The organism is Pyruvatibacter sp., from assembly GCF_040219635.1.
GTDB lineage: Bacteria > Pseudomonadota > Alphaproteobacteria > CGMCC-115125 > CGMCC-115125 > Pyruvatibacter.
Window position 1 is genome coordinate 420,191 of sequence record NZ_JAVJSC010000002.1, and the last position, 16,591, is coordinate 436,781.

Annotated in this window: 15 protein-coding genes; 5 read left to right on the forward strand and 10 right to left on the reverse strand. The window is 60.1% G+C overall.

From position 1 onward, the window contains the following. Nucleotides 1–11 precede the first annotated feature (11 nt). From RIB87_RS03115 to RIB87_RS03125, 3 genes are read left to right on the forward strand one after another with little or no spacing between them, the layout of a single operon-like run. A complete protein-coding gene (locus tag RIB87_RS03115) occupies nucleotides 12–1,199 on the forward strand; it encodes a GNAT family N-acetyltransferase (RefSeq protein ID WP_350143387.1) in 1,188 nt (395 codons plus the stop codon). Nucleotides 1,200–1,202: 3 nt separating this feature from the next. After that, entirely contained in the window at nucleotides 1,203–1,637 is a 435-nt protein-coding gene (locus RIB87_RS03120) for an HIT family protein (RefSeq protein WP_350143389.1), read from the forward strand. A gap of 58 nt (nucleotides 1,638–1,695) precedes the next feature. After that, on the forward strand, nucleotides 1,696–3,318 hold the full coding sequence (locus tag RIB87_RS03125) for an NHL repeat-containing protein (RefSeq protein WP_350143391.1): 1,623 nt from the start codon (nucleotides 1,696–1,698) through the stop codon (nucleotides 3,316–3,318). Nucleotides 3,319–3,392: 74 nt separating this feature from the next. Here RIB87_RS03125 and clpA read toward each other — a convergent pair whose 3' ends face one another. The 3 genes from clpA to RIB87_RS03140 form a co-directional block, all read right to left on the reverse strand. Then, complete coding sequence (gene clpA, locus RIB87_RS03130; RefSeq protein WP_502943195.1) at nucleotides 3,393–5,717, reverse strand: ATP-dependent Clp protease ATP-binding subunit ClpA; 2,325 nt, start codon at nucleotides 5,715–5,717, stop codon at nucleotides 3,393–3,395. 50 nt (nucleotides 5,718–5,767) lie between these two features. Continuing rightward, entirely contained in the window at nucleotides 5,768–6,175 is a 408-nt protein-coding gene (gene clpS, locus RIB87_RS03135; RefSeq protein ID WP_350143393.1) for an ATP-dependent Clp protease adapter ClpS, read from the reverse strand. A gap of 150 nt (nucleotides 6,176–6,325) precedes the next feature. Next, nucleotides 6,326–6,757, reverse strand: coding sequence for a DUF1499 domain-containing protein (locus tag RIB87_RS03140; RefSeq protein WP_350143395.1), 432 nt, complete (start codon nucleotides 6,755–6,757; stop codon nucleotides 6,326–6,328). A gap of 445 nt (nucleotides 6,758–7,202) precedes the next feature. Here RIB87_RS03140 and RIB87_RS03145 point away from each other — a divergent pair, with 445 nt between their 5' ends. Continuing rightward, a complete protein-coding gene (locus RIB87_RS03145; RefSeq protein ID WP_350143397.1) occupies nucleotides 7,203–8,855 on the forward strand; it encodes a serine hydrolase in 1,653 nt (550 codons plus the stop codon). Between the two features lie 34 nt (nucleotides 8,856–8,889). Here the strand turns inward: RIB87_RS03145 and RIB87_RS03150 are convergent, their stop codons facing one another. The 3 genes from RIB87_RS03150 to RIB87_RS03160 form a co-directional block, all read right to left on the reverse strand. Next, the gene (locus RIB87_RS03150; RefSeq protein WP_350143399.1) at nucleotides 8,890–9,657 is read right to left on the reverse strand and encodes a DnaJ domain-containing protein; all 768 of its coding nucleotides are present in this window, start codon (nucleotides 9,655–9,657) and stop codon (nucleotides 8,890–8,892) included. A 15-nt stretch (nucleotides 9,658–9,672) separates the two neighbouring features. Continuing rightward, nucleotides 9,673–10,398, reverse strand: coding sequence for a vWA domain-containing protein (locus RIB87_RS03155; RefSeq protein WP_350143401.1), 726 nt, complete (start codon nucleotides 10,396–10,398; stop codon nucleotides 9,673–9,675). 106 nt (nucleotides 10,399–10,504) lie between these two features. Continuing rightward, nucleotides 10,505–11,389, reverse strand: coding sequence for a division plane positioning ATPase MipZ (locus RIB87_RS03160; RefSeq protein ID WP_350143403.1), 885 nt, complete (start codon nucleotides 11,387–11,389; stop codon nucleotides 10,505–10,507). 263 nt (nucleotides 11,390–11,652) lie between these two features. Between RIB87_RS03160 and panC the strand changes: the two genes are divergently transcribed. Continuing rightward, complete coding sequence (panC, locus tag RIB87_RS03165; protein ID WP_350143405.1) at nucleotides 11,653–12,513, forward strand: pantoate--beta-alanine ligase; 861 nt, start codon at nucleotides 11,653–11,655, stop codon at nucleotides 12,511–12,513. A 9-nt stretch (nucleotides 12,514–12,522) separates the two neighbouring features. Here the strand turns inward: panC and RIB87_RS03170 are convergent, their stop codons facing one another. The 4 genes from RIB87_RS03170 to RIB87_RS03185 are packed head-to-tail and all read right to left on the reverse strand — an operon-like array spanning nucleotide 12,523 to nucleotide 16,583. After that, entirely contained in the window at nucleotides 12,523–13,332 is an 810-nt protein-coding gene (locus tag RIB87_RS03170; protein WP_350143407.1) for a hypothetical protein, read from the reverse strand. Further along, nucleotides 13,329–13,766 carry a DUF1489 family protein gene (locus RIB87_RS03175; RefSeq protein ID WP_350143409.1) on the reverse strand — a complete coding sequence of 146 codons (438 nt, stop codon included), beginning with the start codon at nucleotides 13,764–13,766 and terminating at the stop codon, nucleotides 13,329–13,331. Before RIB87_RS03175 ends, RIB87_RS03170 begins: the two co-directional genes overlap by 4 nt. A gap of 10 nt (nucleotides 13,767–13,776) precedes the next feature. Continuing rightward, nucleotides 13,777–15,789: an acetyl/propionyl/methylcrotonyl-CoA carboxylase subunit alpha gene (locus RIB87_RS03180; protein WP_350143411.1), complete on the reverse strand. Its 2,013-nt coding sequence runs from the start codon at nucleotides 15,787–15,789 to the stop codon at nucleotides 13,777–13,779. Then, nucleotides 15,789–16,583 carry an enoyl-CoA hydratase-related protein gene (locus RIB87_RS03185; RefSeq protein WP_350143413.1) on the reverse strand — a complete coding sequence of 265 codons (795 nt, stop codon included), beginning with the start codon at nucleotides 16,581–16,583 and terminating at the stop codon, nucleotides 15,789–15,791. The genes RIB87_RS03180 and RIB87_RS03185 overlap by 1 nt, the downstream gene beginning before the upstream one ends. Nucleotides 16,584–16,591: the final 8 nt, after the last annotated feature.

Consider the following 16,591-nt stretch of genomic DNA (forward strand, 5'->3'; position numbering starts at 1 on the left):
AGTGAGGCCCTATGGGTGACGCCGAAAAAATCATTGCACGCACCGCACAAAGCATGAGCAGCATCGACGCTGCCCAATGGGACGCTTGCGCCAACCCCGGCGGCGATATCCCCTATAATCCGTTCCTGTCTCATGCCTTCCTGATGGCCCTAGAAGCATCAGGATCGGCCACCGCTGAAACCGGCTGGCAGCCCTACCACGTGCTGGTGGAAGATGCGCACGGCCGCATCGCAGGCTGCGCGCCCGCCTACCTCAAGGGGCACTCCCAGGGCGAATATGTATTTGATTACGGCTGGGCCGATGCATGGGAGCGCGCTGGAGGCCGCTATTATCCCAAATTGCAGGTGTCCGTACCTTTCACGCCTGCCACGGGCCGCCGTCTGCTCGCACGCCCCGGACCCGACAGGCAACAGCGCGAAGATCAGGTAGCCGCCGCCCTTGTCGAGATGACCAACCAGCTTGACCTGTCATCCTGCCACATGACGTTCCTGCCTCACGACCAGTGGACGCATCTGGGTCGCATCGGCTTTTTGCAGCGCACCGACCAGCAGTTTCACTGGGAGGATGACAGCTATGGCAACTTTGACGGGTTTCTGACAGCGCTCGCCTCGCGCAAACGCAAGAACCTGAAAAAGGAACGCGCCCGCGCCGTTGAAAACGATATCAGCATCGAGTGGGTTACCGGGAGCGACATCACCGAAGACCACTGGGACGCGTTTTTCACGTTCTATATGGATACTGGCAGCCGCAAGTGGGGCACCCCCTACCTGACCCGCACCTGCTTCTCGATGCTGGGCGAAGTCGTGCCAAACGACATTCTGCTTATTTTCGCAAAACGCAACGGCCGCTACATCGCCGGTGCCATGAACATGATCGGCTCGGATACGCTGTTCGGGCGTTATTGGGGGTGTACGGAGCATCATGACTTTTTGCACTTTGAGGTCTGCTACTACCAGGCCATCGAGTTTGCCCTGTCGCGCGGGCTGAAGCGCGTGGAAGCCGGTGCCCAGGGTGCCCACAAGCTGGCGCGCGGCTATGTGCCAAGCCTCACATACTCGGCGCACTACATCCCCAACCCCAGCTTTCGCGACGCCGTTGAGCGCTACCTCACAAGCGAGCGCCAGCATGTGGCCGCAGACGCAGACATGCTGCTGAGCCACGCTCCGTTCAAAAAGACCAGAACCGATCAGGATCACTGACCCATGAGCCTCACAACGCCCTATGACGACAACAACATCTTCGCCAAAATACTGCGCGGCGAGGCACCTGCTCACAAAGTGTATGAAGACGACCAGACATTTGCCTTCATGGACATCATGCCGATGATGGAAGGCCACACGCTGGTGATCCCCCGCGAACCGGCGGTCAATATGTTTGACCTGAGTGAGGATGCTGCAACCACGCTCATCCGCACCACGCGCAAGGTGGCCCACGCCGTACGCGGTGCCTTTGACCCGCATGGCGTGATCTGCGCGCAGTTTTCAGGTGCACCAGCCGGACAGACAGTGTTTCACATTCATTTCCACATCATTCCAAGCTGGGAAGGTGTGGAAATGAACCTGCACGCGCGCAAAATGCAGGAAGCCGATGTGCTGGCAGACCACGCCAGACGCATCACGGCGAAACTCGCCACATAAGAGACACGCCGTATGTTTGCGGTATGCTGCCCCCAACAAAACAACCGGGGGGACTATCATGCGCCTTTTTCACACTCTTGCTGCCTGTCTGATCGCCACGGCAGTTTCACTGCCTGCCAATGCGCAGCCCACCCTTGCGGACGACTGGACGATGGAAGCCATAACCGGACCATCGCCCTTTCACGGCATTCACGGGTTAACCGTTACACCTGATGGCAGGTTGCTGGCAGGCTCCGTAGTAGGCGCCACACTTTATGAAATTGACCGCACCAGCGGGGCCGTCACGGTAGCTGAAGCGCCGCCCCACGGCATGGCCGACGATGTGGAGGAAGGCCCCGACGGCACCATCGCCTGGACGGCTTTTTTGCAGGGCAAGGTCTTTGCCCGCACACCTGACGGCGAATTGCTGACACTGGCAGAGGGACTGCCCGGCACCAACTCACTCGCTTGGACTAGCGACGGTCGCCTGTTCATGACGCAGGTTTTTGCCGGTGACGCCCTGTGGGAGCTGGACCCCACCGGCCAGACAGAGCCGCGCCTCGTCATGAAAGACATGGGTGGCCTCAACGGCTTTGACTTCGGGCCGGACGGGTATCTGTACGGGCCACTGTGGTTCAAGAAGCAGGTCGTTCGTGTCAACGTGACGGCCGGCACGATTGAAGTTGTCGCGGACGGGTTCCAGACGCCCGCCGCCGTCAACTTCAACTCCAAAAACGAACTCTTTGCCGTCGACACGCAGGCTGGCGAAATCATCCGCGTGGATGTGGCATCCGGCAATAAAACGGTCGTCGCGCGTGTGAAACCCGCCATCGACAATCTGGCCTTTGCCCCTGACGACACGCTGTACATTTCCAACATGGCCGACAACGCCATCATTGAAGTGGATGTGGAGACCGGCGAAAGCAAAGCCCTGGTGTCCGGCCCCCTTGCAGTCGCCGCCGACATTGCCATCAGCGAAGACGGTAAAAAACTTTACGTGGCAGACGTTTTTGCCTTTCGCGCCATTGATCTTGAAACCGGCACCGTTGAAGAGATCGCCCGCGTGTTTGCGCAGGAAATGGATTACCCGCTGAGTGTTGCGGCAGCAGGCGGAGAAATCGGCGCTGCCGGACTTACCGCAGGGGCCGTGCAACTGTTTGACGCTAAGACCGGCGCATCGCTGGGCGTGCATCACGGGTTCACCACGCCGACAGAGGCCCTGCCCCGTGGCGACGGGTTTGTGATGGTCACAGAATATGCACGCGGCACCATTGTCTATACCGGCGGTGACAACTGGGACGACCGCGTTGACATGATTGAAGGGCTGGAAGGCCCGGCGATGATGGCGGAAGGTCCCGATGGTCCGGTCTATGTGTCTGAAACTTTGGGCGGGCGTATCATCCGCCTGACGGACTCAGGCGTGCCTGATGTGATTGTGGATGGCCTCAGCAACCCGGAAGGGTTTGACTTTCTGAGTACCGGCCAAATCGTGATTGCAGAGGCCGCTGCGCAGCGCATCACCATTGCGGACCCGGCAACCGGCGAAAAAACCGTCATCGCTTCCGGCCTGCCGTTCGGCGTCGTGCCGGAGGAAGGCCCCGAAGTGTTCATGCCTACCGGCATCGCCGTCGGCCCGGATGACAGCATCTATTTTTCCTCGGAGCATCTGGCGCAGGTTTTCCGCCTCAGCCAAACCCGATAGGCGGCAGTCAGCCAAAGAAAAACCGGCGGTCGTGCAACGCACCACCGCCGGTTTTGATTTGTTATCCGGAAAGCCTACTTTGTGACCTTCGCAGCGGGTTTCTTGCCGCCCTTCTTCTTGCGGCTGGGTGGCGGAGGCGCAGACTCAAACGCGAATGTCAGCGCGTCGTCCTTCACGTCCACATGCACAACACCGCCCCGCGTGAGCTTGCCGAACAGCAGTTCCTCAGCCAGCGGTTTCTTGACGTGCTCCTGAATGATGCGGCCCAGCGGACGCGCACCAAAGTGCTCGTCAAAGCCGCGTTCACCCAGCCATGCGTTGGCGGCTTTGGACAGCTCAATGGTCACGTTGCGGTCTGCAAGCTGCACTTCAAGCTGAAGCACAAACTTCTCGACCACGCGCGCGATCACATCCTGCGAGAGACCAGCAAACGGAATGACAGCGTCCAGCCGGTTGCGGAACTCAGGCGTGAACATCTTCTTGATCGCTTCAAAATCCTCGCCCTCCCGCTTGGTGCGGCCAAAGCCGATGGGTGGCTTTTGCATGTCAGACGCGCCCGCATTGGTGGTCATGATGAGGATCACATTGCGGAAATCGATCTTTTTGCCGTTGTGGTCTGTCAGCGACCCATGATCCATCACCTGCAACAAGATGTTGAACAGATCAGGGTGCGCTTTTTCAATTTCATCCAGCAGCAACACGCAATGGGGATGCTGGTCGATGCCGTCGGTCAGCAGACCGCCCTGGTCAAAGCCCACATAGCCCGGAGGCGCACCGATGAGGCGCGATACCGTGTGGCGCTCCATATATTCCGACATGTCGAAGCGCAGAAGCTCGACCCCCATGATCGAGGCCAGTTGCCGCGCCACTTCCGTTTTGCCAACGCCGGTGGGGCCGGAAAACAGATACGAGCCAATCGGCTTTTCAGGCTCCCGCAACCCCGCCCGCGCCAGCTTGATGGCCGCCGACAAGGCGGTGATCGCCTCATCCTGCCCGAACACAACGCGCTTCAGATCAGTGTCGATGCTCTTGAGCTTTTCTGTGTCCGTCTTGGTAACAGACTTGGGCGGAATGCGCGCCATGGTGGAGACAACCGCTTCCACTTCCTTCACCCCGACCGTCTTTTTGCGACGGCTCTCAGGCAGCAGCATCTGCGACGCGCCCACCTCGTCGATCACATCAATGGCTTTGTCCGGCAGCTTGCGGTCGTGCATGTAGCGCGCTGAAAGTTCCACCGCCGTCTTGATAGCGTCGTTGGTGTACCGGATCTTGTGATAGTCCTCAAAATACGGTTTCAGGCCTTTGAGGATTTTGATCGCATCGGGCACGGACGGTTCTGCCACGTCAATCTTCTGGAACCGCCGCACTAGCGCACGGTCTTTTTCAAAGTGCTGGCGATACTCTTTGTAGGTCGTGGACCCGATGCAACGCAACTCACCGTTCTGCAAAGCAGGCTTCAGCAGGTTTGACGCATCCATCGCACCACCAGATGTGGCACCGGCACCGATGACAGTGTGGATTTCGTCAATGAACATGACAGCACCAGGATACTGTTCCAGTTCCTTCACCACCGCCTTCAGCCGCTCCTCAAAGTCACCGCGATAGCGCGTGCCCGCCAGCAGCGCTCCCATATCGAGGGAGAAGATGGTGGCGTCCTTCAGCACCTCCGGCACTTCGCCGTTGACAATCTTGCGCGCCAATCCTTCGGCGATCGCCGTTTTGCCGACACCAGGATCACCCACAAACAGCGGGTTGTTCTTCGAGCGGCGGCACAAAATCTGTATGGTGCGGTCAATCTCCGCGTCACGACCGATCAGCGGGTCAATCTTGCCTTTTGCGGCTTTCTCGTTGAGGTTTACGCAATAGGTATCGAGCGCCTCCGAGCCTTCCTTGGCCCCACGCTCGTCACTCTCGTCTTCCTCAGACGCGCCGCGCGGCGTGCGCGTTTCGGCCATGTCAGCGCGCTTGGCAATGCCGTGGCTGATATAGTTCACAGCGTCATACCGCGTCATGTCCTGCTCCTGCAGGAAATAGGCGGCATGGCTTTCACGCTCTGCAAAAATCGCCACCAGCACATTGGCCCCGGTCACTTCTTCGCGGCCCGATGACTGCACATGAATGACGGCGCGCTGGATAACCCGCTGGAACCCGGCGGTGGGTTTGGAGTCCTCGCCGCTGGTAATGATCAGATTGGCAAGCTCGGTGTCGATATACGACACAAGGTCCATGCGCAGCTTATCAACATCAACGCTACACGCCCGCATGACGGCGGCAGCGTCCTGGTCGTCGATCAAAGACAGCAACAGATGCTCAAGCGTTGCGTATTCGTGGCCGCGCTCATTGGCCAGGGCAAGGGCCCGATGAAGGCCCTCTTCAAGACTGCGGGAAAATGATGGCAACGCTGACTACTCCTGAATTGGCCGACAGGGCCTGACCCGCCAACTGAACTTCACTCTTTCTCCATCGTGCATTGCAGGGGGTGCTGATGCTGCCCCGCAAAGTCCATCACCTGAGTGACTTTTGTTTCAGCCACCTCGTAGGTGAACACGCCACATATACCTACGCCGTTTTGATGCACATGGAGCATCACCCGCGTCGCATCTTCCGCGCCCATGTTGAAAAACCGCTCCAGCACATGAATGACAAACTCCATGGGCGTGTAATCGTCGTTCAAAAGCAGCACTTTGTATAGCGACGGTTTTTTGGTTTTAGGCTTGGTCTTGGTGATGACACCCGTGTCGGACCCGCCCCGCCCCGGTGGCTCGTCTGATCCATCAGGCTCATCGGGATGCAGGCGCGACGCTGCAACCGGCAGTGCGGTGCGCGTGTCATCAAAATTAAAATCGGGTGCGGTCATCAGTTCAGTCACGGGAGCTCGGACACCGGAGTTCAGACACGGGATAGTGCAAAGCGCGATCTGCATAATCGGGATAATTGGCACAATACCACATCATATGGGGCCAAATTAGCGAATGTGAAGGCGGGCGCAAAGCCACACAAATCAGCACTAGCGGATGATCTCGCCTTCCAGTTCCTCAAGCCACGCCTCGACGCGCTTCCGGTTCACGCCAAAATCGTAATATCCTGTTTTGGAGCGGCTGAAGATCGCAATCGTGGACTGCGTATGCCCATGGGGCAGAACCCGTACAGAGATAAAATCCTTGAAGTTCAGCACTGCGGAATAGTGAACAAACTCAAAGGCCTTCGCCTCTTCGTTCATGCCGCTGAGTTCCACCCGCGACTGGCGCGAAACGACATGCATGATGGCATCGCGCAACTCGGTTGACGGAACATCATAAATGTCCGCTGGCCGGTGCGGAACCGCGTCCTGACAAAGATCGTCCGGCGCCACCAGATATTCATTCGGCGTGCCTTTGAGCTTCAGATGCTTGAAATCAAGCACGGGAGTGCCTGATGTGATTCCTTTTTTGTGTGCCATGCAGCAAACCTAATATGCCGCGCGCCATTTCCCAAACTGAAAATCAATAGGGCACTGGTCCGTTCAAGAGCTTCAGGCCTGTAGCCCCCGGTCTGGCCAATCCTGTTCCAGCACCTCACAAACGTTAAGTTTCGTTAACTGTTTTGTAACGCAGCAAGGCGATCTTGAGTGCAGTGCGGCGCACCCGGCAGACACGCTCACCGCACCCCTTGAGGCAGGGCGGATGTCAGACACATTTAAGTTCAGGCCTGATGGCCCAAATCGCAACACACACGCGGGTAAATTGCGTCTGCTTAGGTCATGGCACCATCTTGCCCTCGGCACTGAACCTGCATACCGTAGGGGGAAGATGTGGGGGCCTTGGCGGACCGGACGGGTTTTCGGTTCAAAACAAGGCAGATTTGGCGCGTTTGCCGCCAAAAAGGTCCATCGGGGGATGGGTCAGATGCGTAGTTCAGGGGGGACACACCCGTTGCGGGAATATCTGTCGTCAAAACCGGGCATTAGCAGCGTGGGCCTTGCAGCCCGTCTTGCCACGCGTCTGGGCGCATTTGCCGCGATGGTGGCAATGATTTTTGTGGCGACATCGCTCGTGGCTGTAGCGCCTGCCTCTGCCAAGCCCAAATACGCAGCGCTGGTCCTTGATAAATATTCAGGCCGCGTGCTTTTTGCGCGCAACGCAGACGAAGCCCGCTACCCCGCCTCGCTGACAAAAATCATGACGCTCTACATCGTGTTCGAGGAGCTAGCCAAGGGCAATATCAAGCTCGACACAAAATGGCCGGTTTCTGAAAACGCCGCCGCGCAGGCCCCCTCTAAGCTGGGGCTGGACGCAGGCGATACCATCACCGTTGAAGAAGCCATGCTGGCGCTCATTACCAAATCGGCCAACGACGTGGCCATGGTGGTGGCGGAAGGCATCTCCGGTAGCGAGCGCAAGTTTGCGCAGCTCATGACCACCAAGGCCCGCAAGCTTGGCATGGCGCGCACAACATTCCGCAACCCTCACGGGCTGCCCGACAACCGCCAAATCACGACAGCCCGCGACATGGCCACGCTGGCCCAGCGCGTAATGGATGACTTCCCTCAGTTCTATCCGTATTTCAGCACTGAGAGCTTCAACTTCCGTGGTCGCGTGTTCAACAATCACAACAACCTGCTGGGCGACTACGAAGGCACTAACGGCATCAAGACGGGGTACACCCGCGCCTCGGGCTTCAACCTCACAGCCTCGGTCATTCGCGACGGCAAGCATCTGGTGGGCGTGGTACTCGGCGGCAAGACCCCGCGCGCCCGCGACGCCCATATGGTGGACATTCTCGACGAAGCCTTTGGCCGCGTTCCGCGTCGGGGCCATATGTCGATAGCCACAACGGCACCCATTCCACGCCTGCGGCCTGAGCCCGCGGCTCCCGCCCGACCGCAGATCGTTGCCGCAGCAGCCACCGCCCAACAACTGCCCGCACCAGTTGCACCACACCCCGTGGCGGCGCCCGCATCACCACAACAAGTTGCAGCGCTTATTGCCCCGGCACCCGTGCCCCAGTCGGCTACCGTGCCCCAGTCTGCTACCGTGCCCAAGCCAGCCCCGGAACAACGCCGCCTTGATGTGGCAACAACCTCCGGGTTCAAGGATGTAACGGCCTGGTTGGTATCCCCTGCCAACGCCCGCGAACGCGCACCGGGAAACATCTCGGCAACAGGTACCGCAGCGACCAGCACCGCAGAAACTGGGATGGGCAGCGTTGATGCGGCACAGCAGGTTGCATTCGCTGACAGCAGCCCGCGCCCAACGCTTACAACGCTCCCTGCGCCCGCAGCCGCTGCCGCATGGCGCATTCAGATCGGGGCCTATTCAGATGCCGAGGAAGCCGGCCGACGCATTCAGGCGGCTGTTTCGCGCGCACCGGGCGTATTGCAGGGCAAAGGCCCGGCCACCGTGCCCGTCAAAACCGCTTCGCGCACACTCTATCGCTCTCGCTTCACAGGCTTTGGCGGTGAGGACCAGGCACGCAACGCCTGCAACACCCTGATCCGCGAAGGCATAAGTTGCATCACCGTCCCGCCGGACGACTGGTACGCGCCATCTGCAAACTAGATTTCAGCAAACTGGGTGCTAGGCTTTCGGGGCGCTAGGCTTTGGCTGCCGCAAGCAGAATATCCTTCGCCTGATTGAGTTTTGCCGCCTGATAGGATGACCCGCCCTTGTCGGGATGAAACTTCTGCATCAGGTTGCGGTGCGCTTTTTTGATGTCGTCAATGCCCGCCCCTGGCGACAACCCAAGAACCTCATAGGCCTCGTCACGGCTCATACCGGACGCCGACCGTGACGGCTGCTCCTGCCGCGATTGAGAGTGTGTGTCCTGGTATGTGCCCTCACCCGCCTCGCCAGCACCGCCAGAACCGCCATACACCCGCTCAATGTAGCTATCGAGCAACCGCAGGCTGTCTGCGTCACGCACGAGTTCAGACCGCAGCGCCATCACATCGGCTTCACTCAGATTCTGAAGCTCAGCCCCTTCAAACCGGCCCTGTCTGACACGACCGCCCATCTCGCCGCTGTCATGGTCCAGCCACATGGTGAGCCACTCGGTTTCAATGTCCGAACTCTGCCCCTGCGACGGACCGCGTCCACTGCCGCCGCCCATGCCGGGAAACCCGCGCCCAAGCGACCCCAGCCGCCCCAGATCACCGCGGAACAGGGCGTAGGATGCCATGCCTGCGGGGATCGCCAGCCCCAGCCGTCCGGTGAGGCCCAAAAACAGCGTCACAATTGCCAGCAGACCACCACCCGTATAGCGCACCACTTTCGCCAGCGTTGCCGCAGGCATGTTTCCGGCAGCAAACACCAACAGAATGGCTGCGCCGAGCAGGCAGACAAAAAGTGCAAAAAAGCCCATGGCGTGATGCGTTTCCTACTTAACCTGATGCGTGAGTTGGCGGATCGCAGAAGAGCCGGATGCCGCGTGGTTGGCAAGCGCCCTGCGCCCGCCGCTGGCATACACCGCCACGGCGCGCAGCAGGTCGCGCAACTGGTCCGCAGCTCCTGCATCAAACCGGGCGAATGCCCCGCCGGTCAGCCGCGCCACCTCCCTGAACGTGCGTTCAGCAGCAGGCTCATAGCCCTCCTGAAACATGAAGGCACGCACCCCCAGCAACCCCAGTTCGCCTGCCGCCGCACACACATCGTCTGCAGCCTCTTCCATGCAGTCACCCACATAAACAAGCGCTGCAACCGGCGCTTCACGGGCCTGGCTGATGGCGTGGCGCAGAGCACGGCATATCTGCGTATGCCCACCGCGCACCTGCACACCCGTCATCGCGCGCGCCAAAGCGGCGGGCTCGCTCACCCAGGGACTTGCCCTGAACTCGCCATGTCCGCGAAAATAGGCCAGTTGCACATCCAGCCCCCCCATCGACGCCGTCACATCAAACATCTGTGCCTGCAATGACAGCGCAGTGTCCCAGGTGGGCTGGCGGCTCAGGGTTGCGTCCATGATGAACAGCAACCGCCCGCGCGTATTGCCGTGAACAGGCGGCGGTGTGGCCGCAACCTTGCTCAAAAACCGGTCAACGCTTGCACGGTCAGCCGCGCGCCCGGTCTGCGCCGAACGGTCGATCGATTTTCCCTTGTCGGCCATTAGCGACCGTCAGATAAAATACATGCCATGAGGCTAAAGATGGGGCGGAACCACCGGCTTGCCAACCCATATCGGATCAACGCAGCAGCCAAAGCGACCGCACTTTTCAGCCAACCTGGGCTGCATCTGATTCGGCTGACAGCGTAAGACCCGGCAGCCTCAGTGCGGCCAGCAGATCCCGCACTTCCTGGCGTGCCGCCACGTGCGACATGGACAGCGGCACCCCGGACTTATCATCCATGATGTCCAGCAGTGTCAGCCCCATCGGGAACATTTCGCGGAAGATCACCCGCTCGCCAAAGCCCGGCGCCAACCTGAAGCCGATACGGCCCGCCAGATTGGTCAGCACCTGCTCGACACGCCGCTTGTTCTTGGCGTCCAGATGCGACAGCCGGTTGCGCATTACCACCCAGTCGATGGACTTGCCCTCAACCATGGCTTTGCGTTTGCGCGCCTCCCACACCATTTCGCTGTAGATGGAGGGGCCTTTCACTTCGTTGGTGTCCGGGTCCACTTTGCCCAGCAGATCGAAGTCAACGAATGAATCGTTCATGGGCGTAATCAGCGTGTCCGCGCAGCGATGGCCGACGCGCGACAGAAAAACATCCGAGCCCGGACAATCCACCACCACAAAGTCGCAGGTGGCACGCAGCTCAAACAAGGCCTGCTCGAACGCTGCTTCTTCCTCGCGCTGGGATGCCTCCCGGCTGTCAAGCGTCGAGGGGTCAATCACTTCGTTGCGCGGGAACGTCAGCCGCAGGCCGGTGCGATCACACAACTGGCGGCGGTTTTCAAGATAGCGGGTGATGGAACGCTGGCGGCAATCAAGATCAATGCATCCGACCTTGAAGCCCGCCTTCATCAGGCCGGCAATGATATGCATGGCGCTGGTGGACTTGCCCGACCCGCCCTTTTCATTGCCCAGCACGATAACGTGTCCGCGCCGCCCCTCAGGGCCTGCGCCACCATTACCCCTGGTGCGCGAACGCACGCTTATGACTTTCCCCGAATGCACGTCTGAAACCCCCGTTTAACAAGCCGATATTGTGTGCGCAGCAGTGCCCAAGTCAACTTAGAACAGCCATGCAATCCCGCATTGGCACACATTCTTCACAGGCGTTGTGCATATGGCTCAGAAATCCGCCATTCTTGCTACTATCACTCTATCCGTGGATGCGAAGGGCGTGCCAGATAGCTGCATTTTACGGTACACTCCGTACCCGGAGCGTTAGATTTTGCCGAAAGTTCATTTGTATGATTGAAACCACCCGCACCGTTTCAACCCTGCGTTCATGGGTCAAGACGTGCCGCCAGTCCGGAAAGCGCATCGCGCTGGTGCCCACAATGGGCGCTCTGCACGAAGGCCACCTGACCCTCGTTGATCTCGCCCGCCGGCACGCCGACGAGGTGGCCGTCAGCCTGTTTGTAAACCCAACCCAATTTGCGCCCGGCGAAGACCTTGACCGCTACCCGCGCGATGAGCAGGGCGACCGCGCCAAACTTGATGCCCGCGGAGTGTCGATGCTGTGGGCACCAACCCCCGATGAGATGTACCCGGACGGCTTTTCAACAACCGTGAGCCTTGACGGCCCGGCCCTTGGCCTTGAGACCGATCACCGGCCACACTTTTTTGGCGGCGTCGCCACGGTCGTCACAAAGCTGCTGCTGCAGGTTCTGCCAGACGTGGCTGTTTTCGGGGAAAAAGACTACCAGCAGCTTCAGGTTATCAGCCGTCTTACGCGCGACCTCGATATTCCAACGCAAATCATTGGCGGCTCCACCATCCGCGAGCCTGACGGCCTGGCCATGTCATCCCGCAATGCCTATCTCAGCAAGGAGGAAAGGCAGGTAGCACCCGTGCTGAACATCACGTTGAAGGCAGCAGGCCGCGCGGCCCTTGCCGGTGACGATCCGCGCACCACCGAGACAAAGGCAATCAGTCAGCTTCTGGCAGCAGGCTTTGCACGCATTGACTACGTTGCCATACGCCACGCGGAAAGCCTCGCGCCACTTACCAGCGCAGACATCAAGGCAGGTCAGCCAATGCGGGTGCTCGGAGCAGGCGTTTTGGGCAAAACGCGGCTGATCGACAATCTCGACCCCCGCAGCGCCTGAGCGGCCTGACTATTGACCAGCGTCCAGTTGATCCAGACCCGCAGGCTCAAACCGCTCATAGATGAGCGCACCATCGTGATAGGCGAGCGCGAAAAGCTCGTACCAGCGCAGTGACCCGCTGACCGCTTCGTGACGGGCATAGACCAGAAGATCCATCTCACCGTCGCCGTTGAAGTCACCCCGCGCCACCTCGCCGTAGGTTGATGCCGAGCCCGCATAGGCCAGTTCAAGCTGTTCCGGTGCCCCTGAGCGGGTCAGCACGTCACCCGTGGCCACCATATTGCCAACGCTGAAGTTTGCACTCTTGAGCGTTGCAAGCGCATCCTCGGTATCAGGGGCAAGCGCTGGCAGAATATCCGGCGGCAGCAGCGAGAGGGTTTGAAAGCCGACCGCTTCAGCGTCAAACCGCGATATGGTGGCCTCATTCGATGCCGCAAGCGCAAACAGCGACCCGCAGGCAACCCGCATGAACCCCTCAAAGTTCATTTCCATCTGCGTCGCCGCGTACCAGCCCTGACGGGTCAGGTCGGCATAGTCACGGCAGGCGCGCACTGACCGTGTGGTGGTATCGTCGGCAGCGTCCGTCAACGTCACCCCTGCCCGCACACCCGTTGAGGACGACCGCGGACCGATGGGCAGCGGCGCATCCATCAGGCTTTCAAGTGAAGCAGCATCGGGGCAGCCCTGCGCGGTGCGGGTTTCAAATACGAGCGGCATGGTGAGACACGCCCCTGCCGCTTGCGCGGGCGATGAGACAAGCGTCGAGCAGGCAAGCGCTGCACCCACAATCAGGCCGACGGCAACATGTCCTGAAATCATAACAGCCCAAGCTCCAACAGTTCTGCCTGCATGTCCGGCGGCATGTCCTGCGTGCCGTCGCCCGCCTTGCCCAGATCCACAGGCGCATCCTTTGCCTCAAGATACCGCCAGCCCTGAAATGGCCTGCGCGGCGCAGGACGCGTTGCAATCAGCGGCGGGTCGAGCACCAGCCGACACCGCTTGATACCTTCGCTGTCAGTGAAGCCTTCAATATCAAGCAGCTTCTGGCGCACCCTGATCGTCCCCGCCATCACCCAGTATAACGACCCGCCGTTCAGCAACTCGTCGCCACGCTTGGGCGTCATGCGGGTTGTGTGAAACAGCTTATCGACCTTGCCGTAGCCGGTCTTGCCGGCCAGCACCAACGCCTGCCAGTCGGCAAGGTCCTCGATGCTGGTGGCACCAACGCAAAGCTTGATGAGGTGAAGCGTCATGGGCGCAAGTCTAACCGTCCTGCGGTTCAAAAACCACGAGCGTGACACCGCCTTCCACCTGGTCGCCTGCCGCGGCCAGAACATCCGCCACAGTTACATCGCCAGGCGCTGACAAAGTGTGCTCCATCTTCATGGCTTCAAGCGCCACCAGCGGCGCGCCGCGCTGAACGCGATCACCTGCTTTGACCCACACCTGCGTAACCTTGCCGGTCATCGGCGCGACGACACCCCCAGTCAAACCCGTATCAGCAGCATCAACGTCAAGCGGATCAGGAATGGTAAACTGCCACGTCGCCCCGTCGCGCATGATGCTGATGGCCCGGTCCTCCATATGAACACCGGCTTTCATCAGTGCGCCATTTACCGTTGCACGCATCTCGACCCCGCCCCAGCCCTGCATCATCATATGTGCATGTATCTCCCCCAGCGAAGCGTCCACACGGTCCCGGCCATATATAAGCGCCACCTGATGGGTATCGCCCCCCTCGCCCAATGTAATGGTTTCACCGGCAGTGCCAAACAACCGCCACCCGCCGGTGTCGTTCCACGGCGAATAGGGGTCGCTGGCGCTGCCACGGCTTGCCATCTGTAGCCGGTGATGCGCCACAGCAAGCGCTGCCAGCACCACATGGCTTTCACGTGCTGCACCGGTGCCCGGCACAAGCTCCGCCAGATGTGCCTCAATAAAGCCCGTGTCCATTTCGCCGGACGCGAACACGCGGTGATTGATAACCGCGCGCAGGAACGCGGCGTTTGTGGCAACACCTGCTACCTCAACCTGCCGCAGTGCACCATCCAGCCGTGCCCGCGCCGCATCACGCGTCTCACCCCAGCCAATGAGCTTGGCGATCATCGGGTCATAATAAATGCTGATCTCGTCGCCTGTTCGCACACCGGAGTCGATGCGAACACCCTCCTCCTCCTGCGGTATCCGGAACTTCTTGAGCGTGCCGGTGGAAGGAAAAAACTGCTTGTTGGGGTCTTCCGCATACAGCCGCACTTCAACAGCATGGCCTGAAATCTCAAGGTCATCCTGCGCCAGCGGCAAAGGCTCACCGGCGGCAACGCGCAATTGCCAGTCCACCAGATCCTGTCCGGTAATCATCTCCGTCACCGGATGTTCGACCTGAAGCCGCGTGTTCATTTCCATGAAATAGAACCGGTCCATCCGCAGCCCGTCTGAGGCATCCGCAATGAACTCAACCGTGCCCGCCCCGCGATAGCCGATGGCCCGCGCCGCCTCGCAGGCCGCCTTGCCCATCGCCGCGCGCATATCATCGGTCATGCCCGGCGCGGGGGCCTCCTCAACCACCTTTTGATGCCGTCGCTGCACCGAGCAGTCCCGCTCAAACAAATGCACCACGTTGCCATGCGCGTCCGCAAAAACCTGTACTTCAATGTGGCGCGGACTGGCGACAAACTTCTCAATCAAAACGCGGTCGTCGCCAAATGCTGCCTTGGCCTCGCGCATGGCCGACGCCAGTGCCTTGTCGAACTCACTTGCAGCGTCAACGCGGCGCATCCCCTTGCCACCACCGCCCGCCACGGCCTTGATAAGCACCGGATAGCCGATTTGCTCTGCTTGCCCGGCCAGAAACGCCGCATCCTGATTATCACCGTGATACCCAGGCACAACCGGCACGCTGGCCTGTTGCATCAGCGCCTTGGCCCGGTCCTTTAGGCCCATGGCACGGATCGCGTCTGCCGGTGGACCAACAAAAATGAGGCCAGCCTCAGCGCACGCCTCGGCAAACTCAGCATTTTCAGACAAAAACCCGTATCCGGGATGGATTGCATCCGCACCGCTGGCTTTTGCGGCCGCCAGAATGGCGTCCTGCCGCAAATAGCTGTCCGCCGCCGGGGCAGGCCCCACCAGATGGGCCTCGTCCGCCATCTCCACGTGCCGCGCCGTGGCGTCAGCCTGGGAAAAGACAGCCACCGTGCGCAAACCATTCGCGCGGGCGGTTTCAATGACGCGGCACGCTATCTCGCCGCGATTGGCAATGAGGAGAGTGGAAATCATCAGCCGCGCCAGTTCGGCTCACGCTTTTCAAGGAACGCGGCAATGCCTTCGGCTGCATCGGCCCCGGTGCGGTTTTTGCCGTGCGCGGCCACAAGCTCGTCAATCAGCTCGTCATCAATAGGCAGGCCTGTCACTTCATCAATCAGCCCCTTGGTGGAAGCAATCGCACCAGGTGCTGCGGCAAAAATCAGATCAACGAAACGCGACAGACGTGCCGCCGCGTCGTCCATGTCGTCAACCAACACATCAACCAGCCCCAGCCGATGCGCTTCAGCAGCGTCAAACGGTTCACCCGTCAGCATGTAGCGGCGCGCTGCACTCATGCCCATCGCTTCAATCACGTAGGGCGCGGCAAGGGCGGGAATAAACCCGTGACGGATTTCAGAGAACACAAACTGCGCGCGCGAGGTGGCAATCACAATGTCACAGGCGGCCACCAGCCCCAGCCCGTAGCCAGCCGCAGGGCCGTTCACAACCGCAATAGCAGGCTGCGGCAGGTCGCGAACGCGGCTCAATACATCGGCAATGGCCTCTGCATCTTCTTCGGTTTCATCGTCCGTGTAGTGCGCAATATGCGGAAGCCAGTCAAAGTCAGTCAGCCCGGAAAACACCGGCCCTTCCGCCCTGATGACCAGCGCCCGCACGGTGTCAGCGTTCGCGCGCAGGTCTTCCAGCCGGTCAACCAGGTCCGATACAAGGTCCGGGTTGAAGGCGTTGTGCTGATCCGGGTTGTTGAGGGTGATGGTGGCCAGCCCTTCACGGGTCAGCTCCATCATCACAAAATCATCGGCCATGGGTGTTG